Annotated in this window: 16 protein-coding genes; 11 read left to right on the top strand and 5 right to left on the bottom strand. The window is 51.2% G+C overall.

The window, feature by feature from the left end:
• Positions 1-34: 34 nt before the first annotated feature.
• From ACFOUO_RS08710 to ACFOUO_RS08695, 4 genes are all read left to right on the top strand, one after another.
• On the top strand, positions 35-565 hold the full coding sequence (locus tag ACFOUO_RS08710) for a hypothetical protein (protein ID WP_380704256.1): 531 nt from the start codon (positions 35-37) through the stop codon (positions 563-565).
• Between the two features lie 433 nt (positions 566-998).
• Positions 999-2,501: a glucose-6-phosphate dehydrogenase gene (zwf, locus tag ACFOUO_RS08705; RefSeq protein WP_380704808.1), complete on the top strand. Its 1,503-nt coding sequence runs from the start codon at positions 999-1,001 to the stop codon at positions 2,499-2,501.
• Between the two features lie 74 nt (positions 2,502-2,575).
• Positions 2,576-3,208: a cyclase family protein gene (locus ACFOUO_RS08700; RefSeq protein ID WP_380704254.1), complete on the top strand. Its 633-nt coding sequence runs from the start codon at positions 2,576-2,578 to the stop codon at positions 3,206-3,208.
• A gap of 218 nt (positions 3,209-3,426) precedes the next feature.
• Entirely contained in the window at positions 3,427-3,792 is a 366-nt protein-coding gene (locus tag ACFOUO_RS08695) for a hypothetical protein (protein ID WP_380704252.1), read from the top strand.
• 43 nt (positions 3,793-3,835) lie between these two features.
• On the opposite strand, the gene ACFOUO_RS08690 is transcribed toward ACFOUO_RS08695, so the two are convergent.
• Complete coding sequence (locus ACFOUO_RS08690) at positions 3,836-4,369, bottom strand: hypothetical protein (protein ID WP_380704250.1); 534 nt, start codon at positions 4,367-4,369, stop codon at positions 3,836-3,838.
• A 90-nt stretch (positions 4,370-4,459) separates the two neighbouring features.
• Here ACFOUO_RS08690 and ACFOUO_RS08685 point away from each other — a divergent pair, with 90 nt between their 5' ends.
• Complete coding sequence (locus tag ACFOUO_RS08685) at positions 4,460-5,596, top strand: S8 family peptidase (protein ID WP_380704248.1); 1,137 nt, start codon at positions 4,460-4,462, stop codon at positions 5,594-5,596.
• 77 nt (positions 5,597-5,673) lie between these two features.
• On the opposite strand, the gene ACFOUO_RS08680 is transcribed toward ACFOUO_RS08685, so the two are convergent.
• Complete coding sequence (locus ACFOUO_RS08680) at positions 5,674-6,966, bottom strand: S8 family peptidase (RefSeq protein WP_380704246.1); 1,293 nt, start codon at positions 6,964-6,966, stop codon at positions 5,674-5,676.
• A 188-nt stretch (positions 6,967-7,154) separates the two neighbouring features.
• On the opposite strand from ACFOUO_RS08680, the gene ACFOUO_RS08675 reads away from it, so the two are divergent.
• Positions 7,155-9,140 (top strand): peptidoglycan D,D-transpeptidase FtsI family protein, encoded by a 1,986-nt coding sequence (locus ACFOUO_RS08675; protein ID WP_380704244.1) that lies wholly within the window; start codon positions 7,155-7,157, stop codon positions 9,138-9,140.
• A 15-nt stretch (positions 9,141-9,155) separates the two neighbouring features.
• The gene (locus ACFOUO_RS08670; protein WP_380704242.1) at positions 9,156-9,761 is read left to right on the top strand and encodes a DUF502 domain-containing protein; all 606 of its coding nucleotides are present in this window, start codon (positions 9,156-9,158) and stop codon (positions 9,759-9,761) included.
• Between the two features lie 45 nt (positions 9,762-9,806).
• Here the strand turns inward: ACFOUO_RS08670 and ACFOUO_RS08665 are convergent, their stop codons facing one another.
• Positions 9,807-10,109 carry a gamma-type small acid-soluble spore protein gene (locus ACFOUO_RS08665; RefSeq protein ID WP_380704240.1) on the bottom strand — a complete coding sequence of 101 codons (303 nt, stop codon included), beginning with the start codon at positions 10,107-10,109 and terminating at the stop codon, positions 9,807-9,809.
• A gap of 87 nt (positions 10,110-10,196) precedes the next feature.
• Between ACFOUO_RS08665 and asd the strand changes: the two genes are divergently transcribed.
• The 3 genes from asd to ACFOUO_RS08650 all read left to right on the top strand — a co-directional run bounded on the left by asd (position 10,197) and on the right by ACFOUO_RS08650 (position 12,957).
• The gene (gene asd, locus ACFOUO_RS08660) at positions 10,197-11,042 is read left to right on the top strand and encodes an archaetidylserine decarboxylase (RefSeq protein WP_380704238.1); all 846 of its coding nucleotides are present in this window, start codon (positions 10,197-10,199) and stop codon (positions 11,040-11,042) included.
• Positions 11,043-11,064: 22 nt separating this feature from the next.
• Positions 11,065-11,667 (top strand): rhomboid family intramembrane serine protease, encoded by a 603-nt coding sequence (locus tag ACFOUO_RS08655; RefSeq protein WP_380704236.1) that lies wholly within the window; start codon positions 11,065-11,067, stop codon positions 11,665-11,667.
• A 75-nt stretch (positions 11,668-11,742) separates the two neighbouring features.
• Positions 11,743-12,957 (top strand): MFS transporter, encoded by a 1,215-nt coding sequence (locus ACFOUO_RS08650; protein ID WP_380704234.1) that lies wholly within the window; start codon positions 11,743-11,745, stop codon positions 12,955-12,957.
• A 63-nt stretch (positions 12,958-13,020) separates the two neighbouring features.
• On the opposite strand, the gene ACFOUO_RS08645 is transcribed toward ACFOUO_RS08650, so the two are convergent.
• Positions 13,021-13,191 carry a hypothetical protein gene (locus ACFOUO_RS08645; RefSeq protein WP_380704232.1) on the bottom strand — a complete coding sequence of 57 codons (171 nt, stop codon included), beginning with the start codon at positions 13,189-13,191 and terminating at the stop codon, positions 13,021-13,023.
• A gap of 245 nt (positions 13,192-13,436) precedes the next feature.
• Here ACFOUO_RS08645 and ACFOUO_RS08640 point away from each other — a divergent pair, with 245 nt between their 5' ends.
• A complete protein-coding gene (locus ACFOUO_RS08640) occupies positions 13,437-14,411 on the top strand; it encodes a 2-hydroxyacid dehydrogenase (protein WP_380704230.1) in 975 nt (324 codons plus the stop codon).
• 19 nt (positions 14,412-14,430) lie between these two features.
• Here ACFOUO_RS08640 and ACFOUO_RS08635 read toward each other — a convergent pair whose 3' ends face one another.
• Positions 14,431-15,252: a CPBP family intramembrane glutamic endopeptidase gene (locus ACFOUO_RS08635; protein ID WP_380704228.1), complete on the bottom strand. Its 822-nt coding sequence runs from the start codon at positions 15,250-15,252 to the stop codon at positions 14,431-14,433.
• Positions 15,253-15,608 lie beyond the last annotated feature (356 nt).

Below are 15,608 nucleotides of genomic sequence, written 5' to 3'. Positions count from 1 at the left end.
TTCTCTGACTTGCAAAGAAGGAGCCGGATGATTTATGCGCGTATTCCCCCACGGTAATGTGGTTAATTTTGAGGCTTCCGTCAGAGAGATGACGGCCCCCGAATTGGAGAGGCTGATTACAGATGTCCTCGCTGTTCGCCCACCGGTTTTGACGGGTATACTCGACATGAAAAAGGAAGCGGTCTACCTTTACGGTACGGCGGAGAGCTTCCGGGCGGATGAGGAAAACGGGGTGGTGATCGTCACTGCTCGCACAGCGGAGGGGGAGACACATCGGGAAACTTACCCTTTCGATGATTTGATCATCAGCCATGAAATGCACTTTGATGTGGTAGAGGGGGAGGAAGGGGAGGCCTTCCGCTATCCGGTTTACTATGTCACCTTCGGGGCTGGCGAAAAGGAGGAAATCACCCTCTTCTTTGCCGGGAGGGATCGGGTATCGGAGCCACTCCATTATGTCGTCGAATACTGGAGCCAAGCTGGAGAAAGTGGAAGAGATGCGCAATTTCACCCGGGCAGTTGTTCCATCCCCCTCGATTTTAAAGCCTGTCTGAACAACGAATGATCGCGTTGAGCTTGAAGTTATGGACAAATTAAACGGGTGTCACTCACTGCGTACAAGCCATGCCTCGGATCGTTCCCTTTCCGTTCATGCTCCGTTTCCATCCAGCGGGACGGGCCCCCGCAAGTTCCGGTCCTTTTAAGCCGGACGCCCACTTTGCCTTCTTAAGGGCTGGAGTGTTTTTCGGGATTCCCAGGTAAGCTGTTGACAAGGCTTCTTAAGTCAGCAGCTTTTTTCTATAAAGTCCTCTTACAGGTAGAAATTCATGGGGGAGAAGGAAGACGGGAAGCATGAAGAAAGAGATGAAGGGATATAGGAAGGGCAGAGTCTCGAGGAAGATCGAGCGGCCTATACGAACCGACAGATAGGGCACTGACGGAATAGGAGTGAAAGCAATTTGACTAACGCTCAGTCAAAGAAAAAAGAACCCTTTGTAATGGTGATTTTCGGAGGAGCTGGGGATCTGGCGAGGAGGAAACTTTTCCCTGCCCTTTACAGCCTGCACAGAAACCAATTGATCGATCAACGATTTTCTGTACTGGGTGTAGGGCGTTCCGAGCGCAGTGCCGATGAATACCGGGAAATCGTGCGGGATTCCATCAATCGTTATGCCCGGGTCGATGTGGAAGATGAAGAGGAATGGTCTTCCTTTGTGGAGAAATTCGACTTTGTTTCCTTGGATGTGAAGACTCCCGCCGGTTACCAGAGGTTAAGGGAAGCCGTGGAAGAACGGGAACGTCGGTATACGATCCCTGGCAATCGGCTTTTTTACCTTGCTGTTGCTCCTGAACTTTTCGGGCCTGTAGCCGCTCGTTTGAAAGAAGGGGGCTTGACGGAGTCCGATGGCTGGAAACGTCTGTTGATTGAGAAACCTTTCGGCAGAGACTATCCCTCCGCCGAAGATCTTCAGGCCCAGATTGCAGGTTCTTTTAAAGAAGAAGAAATATATCGTATCGATCATTACCTCGGTAAAGAAATGGTGCAGAACATCGAGGTGATTCGATTCGCAAACACGCTATTTGAAAATATGTGGAACAACCGTTACATCAGCAATGTTCAGATCACGGCGTCGGAGACGGTGGGTGTAGAAGATCGGGCTTCCTACTACGACCGTGCTGGCGCTCTTCGGGATATGGTACAAAACCATATCCTACAAATCCTGATGATGGTGGCGATGGAGCCCCCCAGTCGCCTTAAACCGGAAGCGATTCACGACGAGAAGGTGAAAGTGCTTCGTTCCCTGCGCCGTTGGAGAGGGGATGATGTGAAACGATACATGGTACGGGGACAATACACGGGGGGGTATCTCCAAGAAAAAGAAGTTCCCGCCTATCGAGACGAAGAAAACGTACCGGCGGATTCCGACAATGAAACGTTTGTGGCCGGAAAACTGTATATCGATAACTTCCGTTGGTCCGGAGTGCCCTTTTATATACGGACGGGAAAACGGATGGAAGAAAAAGCGACGGAAGTGGTCATCCAGTTTAAGGATGTTCCCAAAAACCTCTATTTTAACAAGACCAATGATTTAGGCCCCAACCTGCTGGTAATCAAGATCAATCCCGAAGAAGGCCTCTCTTTGCAGATCAATGCGAAGAAACCGGGAACGGATAATGAAGTGGTGCCGATTGTCATGGACTTTTGTAACAATTGCCAAGAGGAATCCCCAGAGGCCTATGAAAGCCTCATCCATGACGCCTTGGAAGGGGATCGTACCTTTTTTACTCGTTGGGACGAAGTTTCCTTGGCGTGGAAATTCGTCGATCCTATCCGTCAGGCGTGGGATCAGGAGGGAGCCGACACGCTCACCTTTTATGAGGCAGGCAGCAATGGCCCAAAGGAAGCGGATGCCCTCTTGATTCAGGATGGTTTCCGCTGGCACTCCCCCTACAACCCTCGGACCGGTTCCGTCGTTCATGGAAGCCCGATTGGGGATTAAACAGGGCTAAGCTTTCCCGCTTGCATTTCATCGAAGAGTTTGAAGTCAAAATTCGCGGAAAAGGGGAATGCACGATGTATAAGGTATACGATATTTCCATGACCATCGAAGAAGGAATGCAGGTATATAAGAACAAACCGGAAAAAAAGCCGAACATTGAGGTTGTCCAGGATTTCGATACGAGCCCAGCTCGGGAATCGCGCATCTCCCTCGATGTACATACCGGAACCCACGTTGATTCGCCCCTCCATATGCTTCCTGAAGGGGGCACAATGGAGACGATGGATATCACACGTCTAACCGGTCCTGTTAAAGTCTTGGACCTTACCGCTGTCCAAGGTGGGATCGCGAAAAAGGATCTGGATGGCTTGGATATCGTGGAAGGGGACTTCCTCCTCTTTAAGACGAAGAATTCATATTCCGAGGCTTTTGACTTTGAATTTGTCTTTTTGGCGGAAGACGGTGCCCGTTATTTAGCGGAGAAAAAAGTACGGGGGGTGGGGATCGACGGTCTCGGTGTAGAACGTAGTCAGCCCGGCCACCCCACGCATAAAACCTTGTTCAACGCCGATGTCTATATTATGGAAGGCCTTCGCCTAAAAGAGGTCCCGCAGGGCGAGTATTTTATGGTAGCGGCCCCGATCAAACTGAAAGAGACCGAAGCCGCTCCTGCCCGGGCTCTTCTCTTTGAAGGGCTGTCTTGGTAATCCTGATCCGGCTTTACGCCCCCGGAACTCCCTATTGTCAATCACTCACCTGCACATATGTGCAGGTTTTTTTGTGTGGATCGGTAACTTCGAGCTTGGGATGGGCGCCCGCCCTTTTCGTCCCGGGATGGGTATCTGACGTGTGCATTCCCCCAACCCCCACATACATGTAGTGGTATAAGGGGGATGCTCACGCCCCGCAGAGAAGGAGGGATCCTATGTCGGATTCCAAGCTGACAAAGGGACAATTTGCTGATTGGATCAATCAGACGGTGGGCCGTAACGTGGTGAACGAAAAGCTCATGGACCAATTGCTCCAGGACGCGAAAGAAAGTTATAACCGTCAGGGTCTGGACGGCTTTTTCGAATATATCCGCCAGTTGACGCAGGCCCCGGTTTCCAATGAGGAATTGAAAAAATTAATGGATACCGTCATCGATGCGGGAGACCCGTCCCGGGCTGTAAGCCGATTGGCAGACCAAGGACGGATCCCCAAGAAACGGGCCCGGCAGCTCGAGGAAAGCATGAGCAGGGAGGGCGCTTCCCGAAAGAGAAAGCGGCAAAAAAACAAGGGGCGTGGTTGAAAACGGGCTGCGATAGGCAGCCCGTTGCGGGAATTCATTCTGTTTATTTCTTATACTTCATCACTTTGTCGACTAGTTCTGGAAATCTGGGGGCATTAAGAAGGTCGTAAAGGCTGTCACCATCTCTGGAGTGAGGCTTCGGATAAGGGGGAAACGGGTCGGCTTTTTTGGAGGGGGGGCTCCATTTGGGAAGCAGGGATCTCGGATTAGGTATATTGGCACCTAATTTTGATGAAGAATTTCCCGATTGAGAGCCGGGAGAGCCTTTTTTCCCCCCAGGACTGGGTTTTGCGGATGTTTCTGATCTCAGCTGGGATAGGGCTTGCATAACTTCCTGAAAAGCCGTTTTGTCTTTCATGGCATAGGATAAGTTGGCTAAGGCGCTCAACCATTGATCCATCTTGGATGCATAAGATTCCAGGGTTTTGGATAGATGGCGAGCCTCTTCAACCCGCTGGGAGAGAGTGGAATATACAAATTCTTCCCGGGGGACGGGGTCAATGGTTTTTTCTCGGATACGGCGGGGAGACGGTTTCTTTCTTTTCGGACGGGAGGTATACAGCTTGGGTGGTTTCACCGGCGGCACTCTCCTCGATACGTGGTTTGAATCCGTCTCAATATATTCAGGCGTGGGTTTATCAGTGAGTGATAAGGAGTTGAAGTCGACATGATGAAGCCCGATTGGCTGCCGGATCCGATGCCGATTTTTAACCGCAGGCCGCGGGTGAGAAAAATTTTCTATCTGAAGAGTTATCGGAATCCTAATCACTGCTTGCGGGAAATGAACCGATGCGGCGGCCGTCCCCTGCGGGTTCTTCCCCACCTGGGAGTAGTGATCGGTGAGTTTTACGGAGGAGATGGTCTTTACAGTCTGGAAGGCCACCCTGATGTAGCTTATTGGGAACCGGACCTTCGCATTACCATCACGGATCCTTATATCGGTGAAGTATCGGAACGTAAGAGCAAACTTCCCTGGGGCATTGAAAAGACTGCCGCCCAAAAGGTTTGGCGTTATACGAAGGGAAGGGGGGTCCGGGTGGCGGTGATCGACACGGGTATCGCCAATGATCACGCTGCCATTCGGGATAACTATAAAGGCGGAGTTAATATCCTCTCTCCGATGTTCACTCCTTATGATTACAATGGACACGGCACCCATGTTGCCGGGACAATTGCCGGTCGTTCTGAGGAGCAGGGGGTTATCGGTATGGCTCCCCGTGCCCATCTTTATGCAGTGAAAGCGTTTAACCGAAAAGGAAGCGCAAATCTTTCTGATCTTTTATCGGCCATCAATTGGTGCATTGAAAATCGTATGCAGGTTATTAACATGAGTTTTGGAATGCCGAAAGTTTCCGATACGCTCCGTCAAGCGATCAATACGGCGTATCGAAAAGGAATTATCATGGTAGCCGCCGCAGGAAATCAGGGGGCATCCGGTAACATTGATTACCCGGCACGCTTTACAGAGACGATCGGGGTGACGGCTACCGATAAATCCAATAAAATCGCAACTTTCAGCAACACAGGACCTGGTGTGGATCTAGCGGCTCCGGGGGATAAAGTATCGTCAGCCTGGTTAAACGGCACGACACGCGAAATGAGCGGCACCTCAATGGCTGTTCCCCATGCGGCAGGAGCGGTAGCCCTCCTTCTCTATTTACAGCCGGATCTCACACCGGACCAGGTGCGCCAACTAATCACCCAATCAACGGTGACCCTGCAGAGCGGTTTTCGGGTTGGACTCTTGAACGCCCACCACTCTGTCCAGCTGCTAGCCAGATATATGGGGAAGTATGTTCCCTGAGGAAGAGGCCGGAACCCCAAGGCAGAGGCCAGGGTCATTCTGAGAGGGAGAATGGCCCTGGCCTCTATCGATTTGTTTTAATCCAGGAGAGATCGGTCCAACCGGACACATCCGGCACCTTGTTCATCGGGAGGACGACCCATATCGTGGGCACTATCGATTAGCGCTTTTTTGACTTGATCCGGGGTCCAATCGGGATGGCTGGTAAGGAGAACGGCTGCTAATCCGGCAACAATTGGAGTGGCCATGGAGGTTCCAGAAAGGGTGCAATAATGTTCACCCACCTGGCTGTCAGGCGAGGTTTTGTCAATATAGGAGCCCTTGACTCGCAAGCTGGTGATTGCAGTCCCAGGAGCCACGAGGTCGGGTTTGTTGATTCCATCCGAGGTGGGCCCCCGACTGGAAAATGGGGCGATGATATCATCCGCTTCCTCGGGGGTCCCTTTATCGTCGGTAGCCCCTACGGTGAGAATCCGGGGGTGGATACCCGGGCTGCTGATCGTACCAGCATCCGGGCCGTCGTTTCCAGCGGCGGCGACAACCACAATCCCCTGTTCCCATGCCTTCTCTGTGATTTGTGCGACGGGGTCTTCCCGGTAGGAAGTGGTGCTTCGACTGCCTAAGGAAAGCGAGATGATGCGGATATTATATTTCTCCCGATTATCAATACACCATTGAATACCGGCGATTACATTGGACAGGTTGCCTGATCCCACTTTCGTAAGCACCTTAACACCGACTAGCCCGGCGGCGGGAGCCGGTCCTTTATACTTTCCATCAGAGGAAAAACCGTTTCCGGCTGCGTCCCCGGAGCAGTGGGTACCATGACCGTTATCATCATAGGGCTGGTTTTTTCCTTTGACAAAATCTTTGAAGGCGAGGATGCGGGAACGGGGGCTCGTCAGATCGGGGTGGGGGTGAATACCTGTATCGATGACGGCGATGGTCGCTCCTTGCCCTTCATTGTCCAGAGACCAGGCAAGAGGAGCTTCAACCGTCTTCGAAGCGACATCCAATAGTGTATAAACTTTCCGGTCCAGGTAAGCCCTGCGGACTTCCGGATAAGTCAGGATTTCCTGAAGTTGGTTCGGGGTGAGGTCCATCCGGTAGGTGCGAATGCTGTCATAGTAATCGGGTGGGGTGTGAAGGTTACTTAGGCTCTGTTGCCAAGCACTCCCGACTACCGCATCATCTTCCAACTGGACCAATACAGGCAGACGGCTAAGTCGGTGAATCATACGGATTGCAGATCGGTGCATGACGCAGGGAATCCATCGTAGGACGGAGAGCCGGTGGATTAGAGAGCTGCGGAGGTTGGAATCCATTCGTTTCCCGAATTCACGGATCCACTGATATTGGGTTTGAGACATGCGTTTTAATCTCCCATCTATAAAGTTCGTTCTTTAGCAAGGTATGTTTTAAAAAGATCGGGGGTCACCGCATATGTCCGAAGGTTATGATGGAAATTCGATCCGTTCCGACTCTGAATCCGTCTTTTTTTGTGGTAAACTGTAGGGGCAAATCGGTTTAAGAATGAGAGAGGTTGAAGCCACTTCCTATGCTGAAACTCCAACGCCGCATGGTCGGAGAAAAAGAGATGACCTTCCACCGCCTCCACGTATTGTGGATCATTGTGTTTCTGTTGTTTGTCGCCTTACTTTTGCGCCTCAGCTGGGTACAGTTGGGCGGCGGGGACAAATATCACAAACTGGCGGCGGAGAACAACTTTAAGCAGATTCCTGTTGTTGCACCTCGAGGAAATATTTATGACCGGAACGGAAAACTACTGGTCGGGAGTCAAACGCTTTATACCGCGATCTATCTGGAGACGGATGAATCAGCGGAGGCGAAACTGGCCACTGCAAAAAAACTGGCCAAAGCACTCGATATGCCTCTCTCCGAGGTAATGAAGAACATGGATGTAGGGCTGGATTCCAAAGGTAATCAGGTTCCACGCAAACAGCCCCCCTACTATCCTAAAAAAATTAAGGACCGTCTGACGAAAAAAGAAGTGGCCCGTTTGTCGGAGAACACCGCCGATTATAAAGGAGTAAATGTGATTCTCGAGCCTTTACGAGAGTACCGGGACGATACATTTGCCGTTCAAACAATCGGGTACGTTCGCCAGTTCCAGGGAGCGAAGACAGCGCTGGAAAAGTATAAAAAGGCTCAGAAAGAACCGGATGAGGGTGGTTACCTGGATTGGGAACAAGTGGGGATGGACGGAATCGAATACAGCTATCAGGATCAGCTGCGAGGTCATAACGGTTACCGCCTCGTCCGCGTCAACTCTTCCGGCAAACTGGTCGAAGTGATTAAGCAAGTAAACCCTAAGCCGGGGAACAGTCTCTATATGACTTTGGACGAAAAGATGCAGCTAGAAGGGGAACGGTTTACCGAGAAGCATTTGGAATACCTGCGTAACCGTGCCCCGGGCAGAGATCGCTCACCTTATGCCCGTAACGCTTATGCGGTGGCGATGGAAGTAAAAACAGGACGGATCCGATCGATGATCAGTTATCCGGATTACGATCCGGATATTTGGAACGGTGCCGTTACTGCAGATGATTATAAAAAGCTGACCTATACCATCCGAAACGGCACGATCACTGAAGCTCCCTATGATGCAAGGTACGCCTCGGATCCAGAGAAGGAGTACCGTCGCCATCCGTTGTCGGTTTTGCCGCTCGGTTCCACGTTCAAACCGATGACAGCACTGATGGCTCTCGATAAAGGGCTGATCAGCCCTTATACCACCTTTCGTGATCCGGGAACCTTTTACTATGCTCCTGCAACACCGCCCATTCGCAATTCCGGTGGCCATAATTACGGGATCCTGAACGCAAAAAAAGCGCTGGCCAAATCGGCCAACACTTTCTTCACTTGGATCGGGAGCCGTTGGTACCGACAGGAGGGGAAGAAGAGCATTAAAGAGTTTCAAAAGTACACCCATGAATTCGGATTGGGCGTCCGTACCGGGGTCCCCTTGAAAGGAGAAGCGGACGGGACGGAGGATTATGTCTCCATCGCCGACAACTTTTCTGGCTTGAGTGGCATGGTGCTCGCTTCTTTCGGACAGGCCCAGCGCTACACCGCTATGCAACTGGCTCAATTTACCGCCACGGTGGCCAATGACGGAAAGCGCATGCGACCCCAACTGGTGGAAAAGGTAAAGAATCATACCAGCAAGCAGGTAAAGGACATAAAGCCGGAAGTACTGAATCATTCCAGCATCGACAAACGCTACTTCCAAACGGCTCAGGCTGGTATGAAAGCTGTCACTCAACCCGGCGGGACCGCTTCTCATTTGTTTAAGAACCTGCCTTTCCAAGTGGCTGCCAAGACAGGGACATCAGAACAGGACATCCCCGGCCGGGGTCGGGTGGAAAACTCTGTTTTTATCGCCTATGCCCCTGCGGACGACCCGGAAATCGCTGTCGCGGTCATCGTCCCCGAAGGGGGATACGGTGGGAGAGGGGCGGGTCCTATCGCCGAAAACCTCATCACGAATTACTATGAACGATTCATGAAGAAGAAACAGTAAAGGCGGGTGTCCCAGTTGAAACGCTCCAGGGTCGTCAAGCGTCTTACCCTTTTCTTCCTTAACGGGCTGTTGGTCGTTCTGCCATTGGCGGGGACCATCTACCTGCTTCAATATGTCTATCATCTTCTCAACAATTGGGGGATCGGATGGCTTCCTAAAGGCGTAGAAAATATCTCCTGGTTATCGGAGGCGCTTGCTTTTCCTGGTGCAGGATTGGTTCTAATCTTGGTGATCATCACCTTGATCGGGATGCTGGCCCGCTGGTTGTTTGTTAAAAAGCTGTTGGAACGGGTAGAGGCCCTTATCCACCATATCCCGCTGGTTAAGGGATTGTACGGCACGCTGAAGGACACGATTCATTCTTTCATTGGAGAAAAAAAATCCTTTGACACTGTTGTCTTCGTTACGGTGGCCAATTCGAAGCGGATTGGATTTTTGACAGTAAAAGAACCCCGGTTTACTACCGCAGACGGAAATGAGTACCTGGGCGTCTATTTTCCTCAGAGTATGCAGTTCGCTGGTGACCTTCACTGGTATAAAGCTGAACAGGTGGAAGTATTGAATCTATCTGTGGATGAAGCCCTCCGTATGGTTTTGTCTGCGGGAGTTGCCGGTAAATAAAAGATCCCATCCTGCTTTAGCAGGATGGGATCCAGTTCATTCAAGTTACTGCTGACGTTGCTGCTTTTGGGCTTCTGCCTGTTGGTTCTTTTGACGAACTTGTTGAGCGTTCGTCTCAGAAGCAAACTCGTTAGCAAAGCGTTGTTGTTGAGCTCCTTGCTGAGCGCCTCGCTGAGCGGCTTGCTGATTTTGCTGGCGAACTTGTTGAGCGTTCGTCTCAGAAGCAAACTCATTAGCAAAGCGTTGTTGTTGAGCGCCTTGCTGAGCGCCTTGCTGAGCGGCTTGCTGATTTTGCTGACGAACTTGTTGGGCGTTGGTTTTGGAAGCCCCTTTGGGTTGATAAGCCATTGTATCACCTCCGTGGTAAGTATTGTGTCCCGAAAAAAACGAATCACTCCCTGGAATGTTGACTATTTATTGCCTGAGGAGGCAACCATGAAAGACCAGATGCTGCTCGCGCTTTTAAAGGCGCTGCCAAGAAAAACGGTATCTCGCTGGATGGGGCGATTTGCCCGTACTAGCGCCAGCCGTCGTTTAATTCCTTATTATATCCGCCGCTTTGACGTGGATCTGAGTGAAGTGGAAAAGCCCACCGCTCAATATCCGACCTTGTTGGATTTTTTTGTGCGAGGTTTAAAAGAGGGAGCCCGCCCTGTCGACCCCGATCCTTCAATAATTACCAGTCCGGTCGATGGAACGGTCTCCCAAAAAGGAAAGATTGACAATGGCACTCTTCTGCAAGCGAAAGGGATCACATACCGATTGGAAGATCTTCTTGGAAGGGATCAGGAAAAGGCTGCTCGTTACAACGGAGGCCATTTCATTACCTTGTATTTGAGCCCCCGGGATTACCACCGCATCCACACGCCTATCCAAGGAAAAGTTATCGGCCTTACTTACATTCCGGGTACACTGTTTCCTGTCAATGCTCTGGGGGTCCAGCGCATTAAAGGGATTTTCGCACGAAATGAACGGCTGATTACCTATCTGGAAACGGATGCGGGGAGAGTTGCTGTGGTAAAAGTGGGAGCCACGAATGTTGGGAGTATCCGGGTAACGTACGATCCCGGAATCGGAACCAACCGGCCCCGGAAAAAGCAAGTAGTGAAACGGGATTATCCGAATGAGAAAACACTAGGAAAAGGTGAGGAGATGGGTCGCTTCGAGTTCGGGTCAACCGTGATCCTCCTCTTTGAATCCAATCGGATCGAATGGGTCGATCATTTGAATGCCGGGACTACGGTACGGATGGGGGAACCGATCGCCCATTATTCTACATAAGTAGAGGAAGGAGGGAACCCCTTTGTTCAACCATACGCAGCTGCCTTTACGCCGATTTCGCTCCTATTTTCCTGTTGTCACGACCATCCTGCTGTTACAAACGGTTTTTTTCCTTCTGATGACTGTCAGCGGTGGCTCGACTAACCCAGAGACCTTGTTGCGTTTCGGTGCATTGGAGAGCCGTTTGCTTTCAGGGGGGGATTGGTGGCGATTGATCATCCCGATTTTCCTTCATATCGGGGTTATGCATTTTCTGTTCAACAGTTTTGCTCTTTATTTGCTCGGCCCTCAGTTGGAGTGGCTTTTTGGGAGATGGCTTTTTTCCCTCCTTTATATACTAACTGGGATCAGCGGCAATCTGGCCTCCATTTACATTGATGAGTTAGGGATTAAGGCGGGGGCTTCTGGAGCCATCTACGGGTTGTTTGGTGTATATGTTTACTTGTTCCTGTTCCGGCGTGGCTCGATGGACCCGGAGACGGGAAAAAGCATCCTTGCTCTGGTTGGGGTTAATATCGTCATCAGTATTCTTGTGCCAAATATTGATCTGATTGCCCACTTAGGTGGACTTTTTGCCGGTATGCTCTTGGCCGGTCCTTTGCTTCGAATGAAAAAAGCTGGGTAAAGGGTGAAGGATTTACCTCCCCCTTTTTTCTGTAAACATCGGGCTGTTGGGTTAAGCTATGCGTGGTGAGGCTCCATGCGTATATTAGGAGAGATGGACCGGCTTGACCGGGCGGCGTGGCTCTTACTGGTGATCAGTGGGTTGTTTGCTGTCTCGTCAGCTTTGTCCAATACCTTTGTCAATGTTTATCTATGGAAGCTACAGCACAATTTTGCGGTGATCGGGCGTTTTAACCTGGCCAATTATCTGGCATTGGGGATCACCTTTATTTTCGCCGGTCGATTGGCCAAGCAAGTGGATCGTGTGATCGCGATTCGGATCGGCGTAGCTTTACAGGCCGCTTTTTATTTGTCTGTGTTGCTGTTAGGGACCCAATCCGTTCGATTTGTTCCGTTGTTGGGCAGTTTTCTCGGTGTAGGTTCCGGGTTTTTTTGGCTGGCTTACAATGTTCTTTACTTTGAAATCACGGAGCGGTATAACCGGGACATTTTCAACGGGATTAACGGGTTGTTGACCTCTGTCGCTGGAATCGTTGCCCCTTTGATTTCCGGATTGGTCATTACACAGGTGGATCATTTCACCGGCTACCGGATTATTTTTACCTTGTCTTTAGTTGTTTTTCTGGCGGCGGTCGTGGTCAGCTTTCTCCTGCGGCGGCGCAGTGCCCACGGAGAGTATCGTATTTGGGAAGTGCTGGATCTCACCCTCAAACGAGGGAGCCATTGGTACTGGGTGAACCTGGCGATGATCGCCCATGGAGCACGGGAAGGGTTGTTTGCTTTTCTGATCAGCCTGCTCATCTATGTAGCGACAGGGAATGAGCTGACTTTGGGAAGTTATCTGACCGCTGCCTCCGGGATGGCTCTGATCTCTTACTTTGTCGTGGGGCGTTTTATGCGGATGACCTGGAGAGACGAGAGTATTTTCTTGGGCGCAGCGATGTTGGGAATCGTCGTTCTTCCCCTTATTTGGGACGTTAACACTTGGACCCTTGTCATTTTGGGTGTGGGTGCAGCCCTTTTTTACCCCGTCTACATGGTTCCTCTGACTTCCGCCGTTTTCGATGTGATCGGAGAGAACCACGAGACGGCAAGTCTTCGGGTGGAATATGTTGTTGCGCGGGAGTTGTCTCTCAATATCGGTCGTTTATTATCCGTTACCGCCTTCTTATGGTGGATTACCCGCACACCGGACATTTCCCAACTGCGGTGGCTGGTATTGCCGGTCGGGTTTGTCCAGTTGCTGGCCTGGGCAGCGATCCGGAACATTCCGCTTTTGGAACAGGAATAAGAGGGAAAAACCAATATGCAAACAATCACCAGACGTCTGTATATAGGCGTCTGGTGATTTGGATCAGCCTTCGATATCACCGAGTTGCTTTTTCAGTTGTTTAACCACTTGTTTTTGCTCCCGAATCGCTTTGCGAAAGCCAAAGGGAAATGCGCTACTTCTCTTGGCTTGTTTTAGCCCTTCCAGTTTGGCTTTTTCTCTTTCGTATTGTTCTGTTAGATCTGTTTGGTCCATTAAGCCTGTCGCTCCTTATTCTCTGCTTGGGATGGTGAGTTTCTCCCATGAACTTTCGATTCCAGCGGTTTCTTTTCCTCTAAAGGAATCGGATCGTTATCTTCGCATCGCCTTTGAAAAATACCGGGACAGGTTTAAAGGGGAGCGACTGGTGGAACAATCAAAAGGCCCCTATGGTTAAGGATACCGGGGGCCGATTCCCTACATAATCGGAAAAAACAAAAAAGGTGGAAGGAGGAACTTTCTTGGCTGATGGTATGCGTCCCCGCATCCTGGTAACGCGTGAGCTGCCCGCAGCAGGGATGAAGCTTTTGGAACAGTATTGTGAAGTAGAGACGGGCGGAGCAAATCGCGGACTCAGCCGACGGGAATTGATCGGAAAGCTTGCGGATAAGGACGGCCTCGTTTCCCTCCTCACTGACCAGGTGGATCGTCCCGTCATGGATGCGTCCCCTCGTCTAAAAGTGATTAGCAATTACGCGGTTGGTTATGACAATATCGACGTGGAGGAGGCGACCCGTCGGGGAATCGCTGTCACCAATACTCCTGACGTGTTAACCGATTCCACAGCAGACATGGCCTGGGCCCTTCTGATGGACGTTGCCCGCCGTGTGACAGAGGGTGACCGTCTCAATCGGGCAGGGGGTTGGACGGAGTGGGCTCCCCTTTTTCATCTCGGAAAAGAAGTGACGGGTTCAACCCTGGGCATCGTCGGGATGGGCCGGATCGGACGGGCGGTGGCCCGCCGCGCTAAGGGCTTTGATATGAAGATCTGCTACTTTTCCCGTACACGCTTACCGGAAGAGGAGGAACGTTCTCTAGGGTCTCAGTTTCTGTCTCTGGAAGAACTCTTGGCGACGGCGGATTTTGTCTCCCTCCATGCTCCCTATACGGCAGAAACCCATCACTTAATCGGACGAAAAGAACTGACCGCTATGAAGCCGACCGCCTACCTCATCAATACAGCCCGAGGAGCCCTCGTCGATGAGGAAGCGCTGGTGGAGGCAATCAGAAAGAGAGAAATCGCCGGAGCAGGTTTGGATGTGTACGAAAAGGAGCCGAAGATGGCTCCGGGTTTATCGGATTTGGAACAGGTCGTGTTGGCTCCTCACTTGGGAAGCGCCACGCGAGAAACACGGGATCAAATGGCGGCGACGGCTGCTGAAAATGTTCTGTCGATCCTTCTGGGGAAAGGAAAGGCCCACCGCGTTCATGCGTAATCCACCGAATGTAGCGGAGCTAGATTTGCGGATTTTTTTTCCGGTACAGCCGGGTAAAATACCAACAGCCCATCACCAGCACGAGAAAGGCTCCGAGCCCGCCTTCCAAGCCGAAAGGTCCACCCGTGATCCAATCCGGCCCTGTTTCCGCTGCCTTCACAGGAGGGGCTTTCGTCATGTGCAGACCGGATACGGGCAGGGAAACGATCTCCTGGGTCCAATTCCAGGAAAAATGGAGCCCGATCGGAAGCCAAAGACTGCCACTGGCCAAACGGGCTGCCCCCAGCAGTACCCCTGCCGCGAAAAGGTTGATAAGGGATAAGTTGGATATATGGGGATTGTCCAGGTGGAGGGCAGAAAAAAATAGCGAGGCAGTCAGCATTCCTCCAATCGCTCCCAGATGTTTTTGTAAAAGCGTCTGAAGCCATCCACGTGTAAAAATCTCCTCCCCCGTAGCCACAACCAGAAAACCGGCAGCAGCATACAGGATTGAGGAAAGAGAAGCCTTGTCTATACGGATCCCGGTCACTTCCATCCAAGGGGTGAGCCAAAGGAGGAGAAAGACTCCCCCAATCAACCCTACACCGGCGGCGGTGCCACGGAAAAAGGCACGCAAAGGAAAGGGATCGAAGAACCCCATGCGTTCCAGCGGCTCCTTTTCAAACCAGCGCCAGGCCAAGCAGGCAGCTATGGCGAAAGCTGCGTTCTGGGCGAAGATAAGCGGAATCAGAGAGGCTTTGGGGTCAAACCAGAGAGCTAGCAGAAGGGTGAGTAGAAGGGTTCCGGAAAAGGCAAGAAGGAAGGTTAAGGCGATTTTGGCAAGCAAAATGATCCATTTCATCGACTTCAGGCTCCTTCTTCGGGCACCTGGATAGGAAATTTCACAGGCGTCCCTTTTATGGTGGAAGTATTTGTGATACTATATCACTCAGTCCATACTCTCAATCTTCCCGGAAAATCTTGTCCACCAAACACAGGCTTTTTTGACCGGGAAGGCCGGACGGCTTGCTGGTGGTTGGATTTGATCCTAGCCGTTCCGGGAATTCACTTTAAGAGAACGGACTGGGCCGAAGGAGGCTATCGTGACCATCCGTGTCACGGACGGGTCAGGACAGTTGTCCAATTGGGGAGAAGCTTCCCCCGGTATGGCTTTAATGATCCGCAAATACCGGTTGCTTCGAATAATTATGGGATGGA

Source organism: Salinithrix halophila (genome assembly GCF_042650125.1).
GTDB lineage: Bacteria > Bacillota > Bacilli > Thermoactinomycetales > DSM-45169 > Salinithrix > Salinithrix halophila.
Note: the sequence above shows the minus strand (reverse complement) of the source record. Positions and strands in the feature narration are given on the sequence as shown.

Coding starts and splice junctions, on each gene's coding strand:
- ACFOUO_RS08700 (WP_380704254.1), top strand. CDS start 2,576: ATGTATAAGGTATACGATATTTCCATGACCATCGAAGAAGGAATGCAG.
- ACFOUO_RS08695 (WP_380704252.1), top strand. CDS start 3,427: ATGTCGGATTCCAAGCTGACAAAGGGACAATTTGCTGATTGGATCAAT.
- ACFOUO_RS08710 (WP_380704256.1), top strand. CDS start 35: ATGCGCGTATTCCCCCACGGTAATGTGGTTAATTTTGAGGCTTCCGTC.
- asd (WP_380704238.1), top strand. CDS start 10,197: ATGAAAGACCAGATGCTGCTCGCGCTTTTAAAGGCGCTGCCAAGAAAA.
- ACFOUO_RS08675 (WP_380704244.1), top strand. CDS start 7,155: ATGCTGAAACTCCAACGCCGCATGGTCGGAGAAAAAGAGATGACCTTC.
- ACFOUO_RS08635 (WP_380704228.1), bottom strand. CDS start 15,252: ATGAAATGGATCATTTTGCTTGCCAAAATCGCCTTAACCTTCCTTCTT.
- ACFOUO_RS08680 (WP_380704246.1), bottom strand. CDS start 6,966: ATGTCTCAAACCCAATATCAGTGGATCCGTGAATTCGGGAAACGAATG.
- ACFOUO_RS08665 (WP_380704240.1), bottom strand. CDS start 10,109: ATGGCTTATCAACCCAAAGGGGCTTCCAAAACCAACGCCCAACAAGTT.
- ACFOUO_RS08650 (WP_380704234.1), top strand. CDS start 11,743: ATGCGTATATTAGGAGAGATGGACCGGCTTGACCGGGCGGCGTGGCTC.
- ACFOUO_RS08685 (WP_380704248.1), top strand. CDS start 4,460: ATGATGAAGCCCGATTGGCTGCCGGATCCGATGCCGATTTTTAACCGC.
- zwf (WP_380704808.1), top strand. CDS start 999: ATGGTGATTTTCGGAGGAGCTGGGGATCTGGCGAGGAGGAAACTTTTC.
- ACFOUO_RS08645 (WP_380704232.1), bottom strand. CDS start 13,191: ATGGACCAAACAGATCTAACAGAACAATACGAAAGAGAAAAAGCCAAA.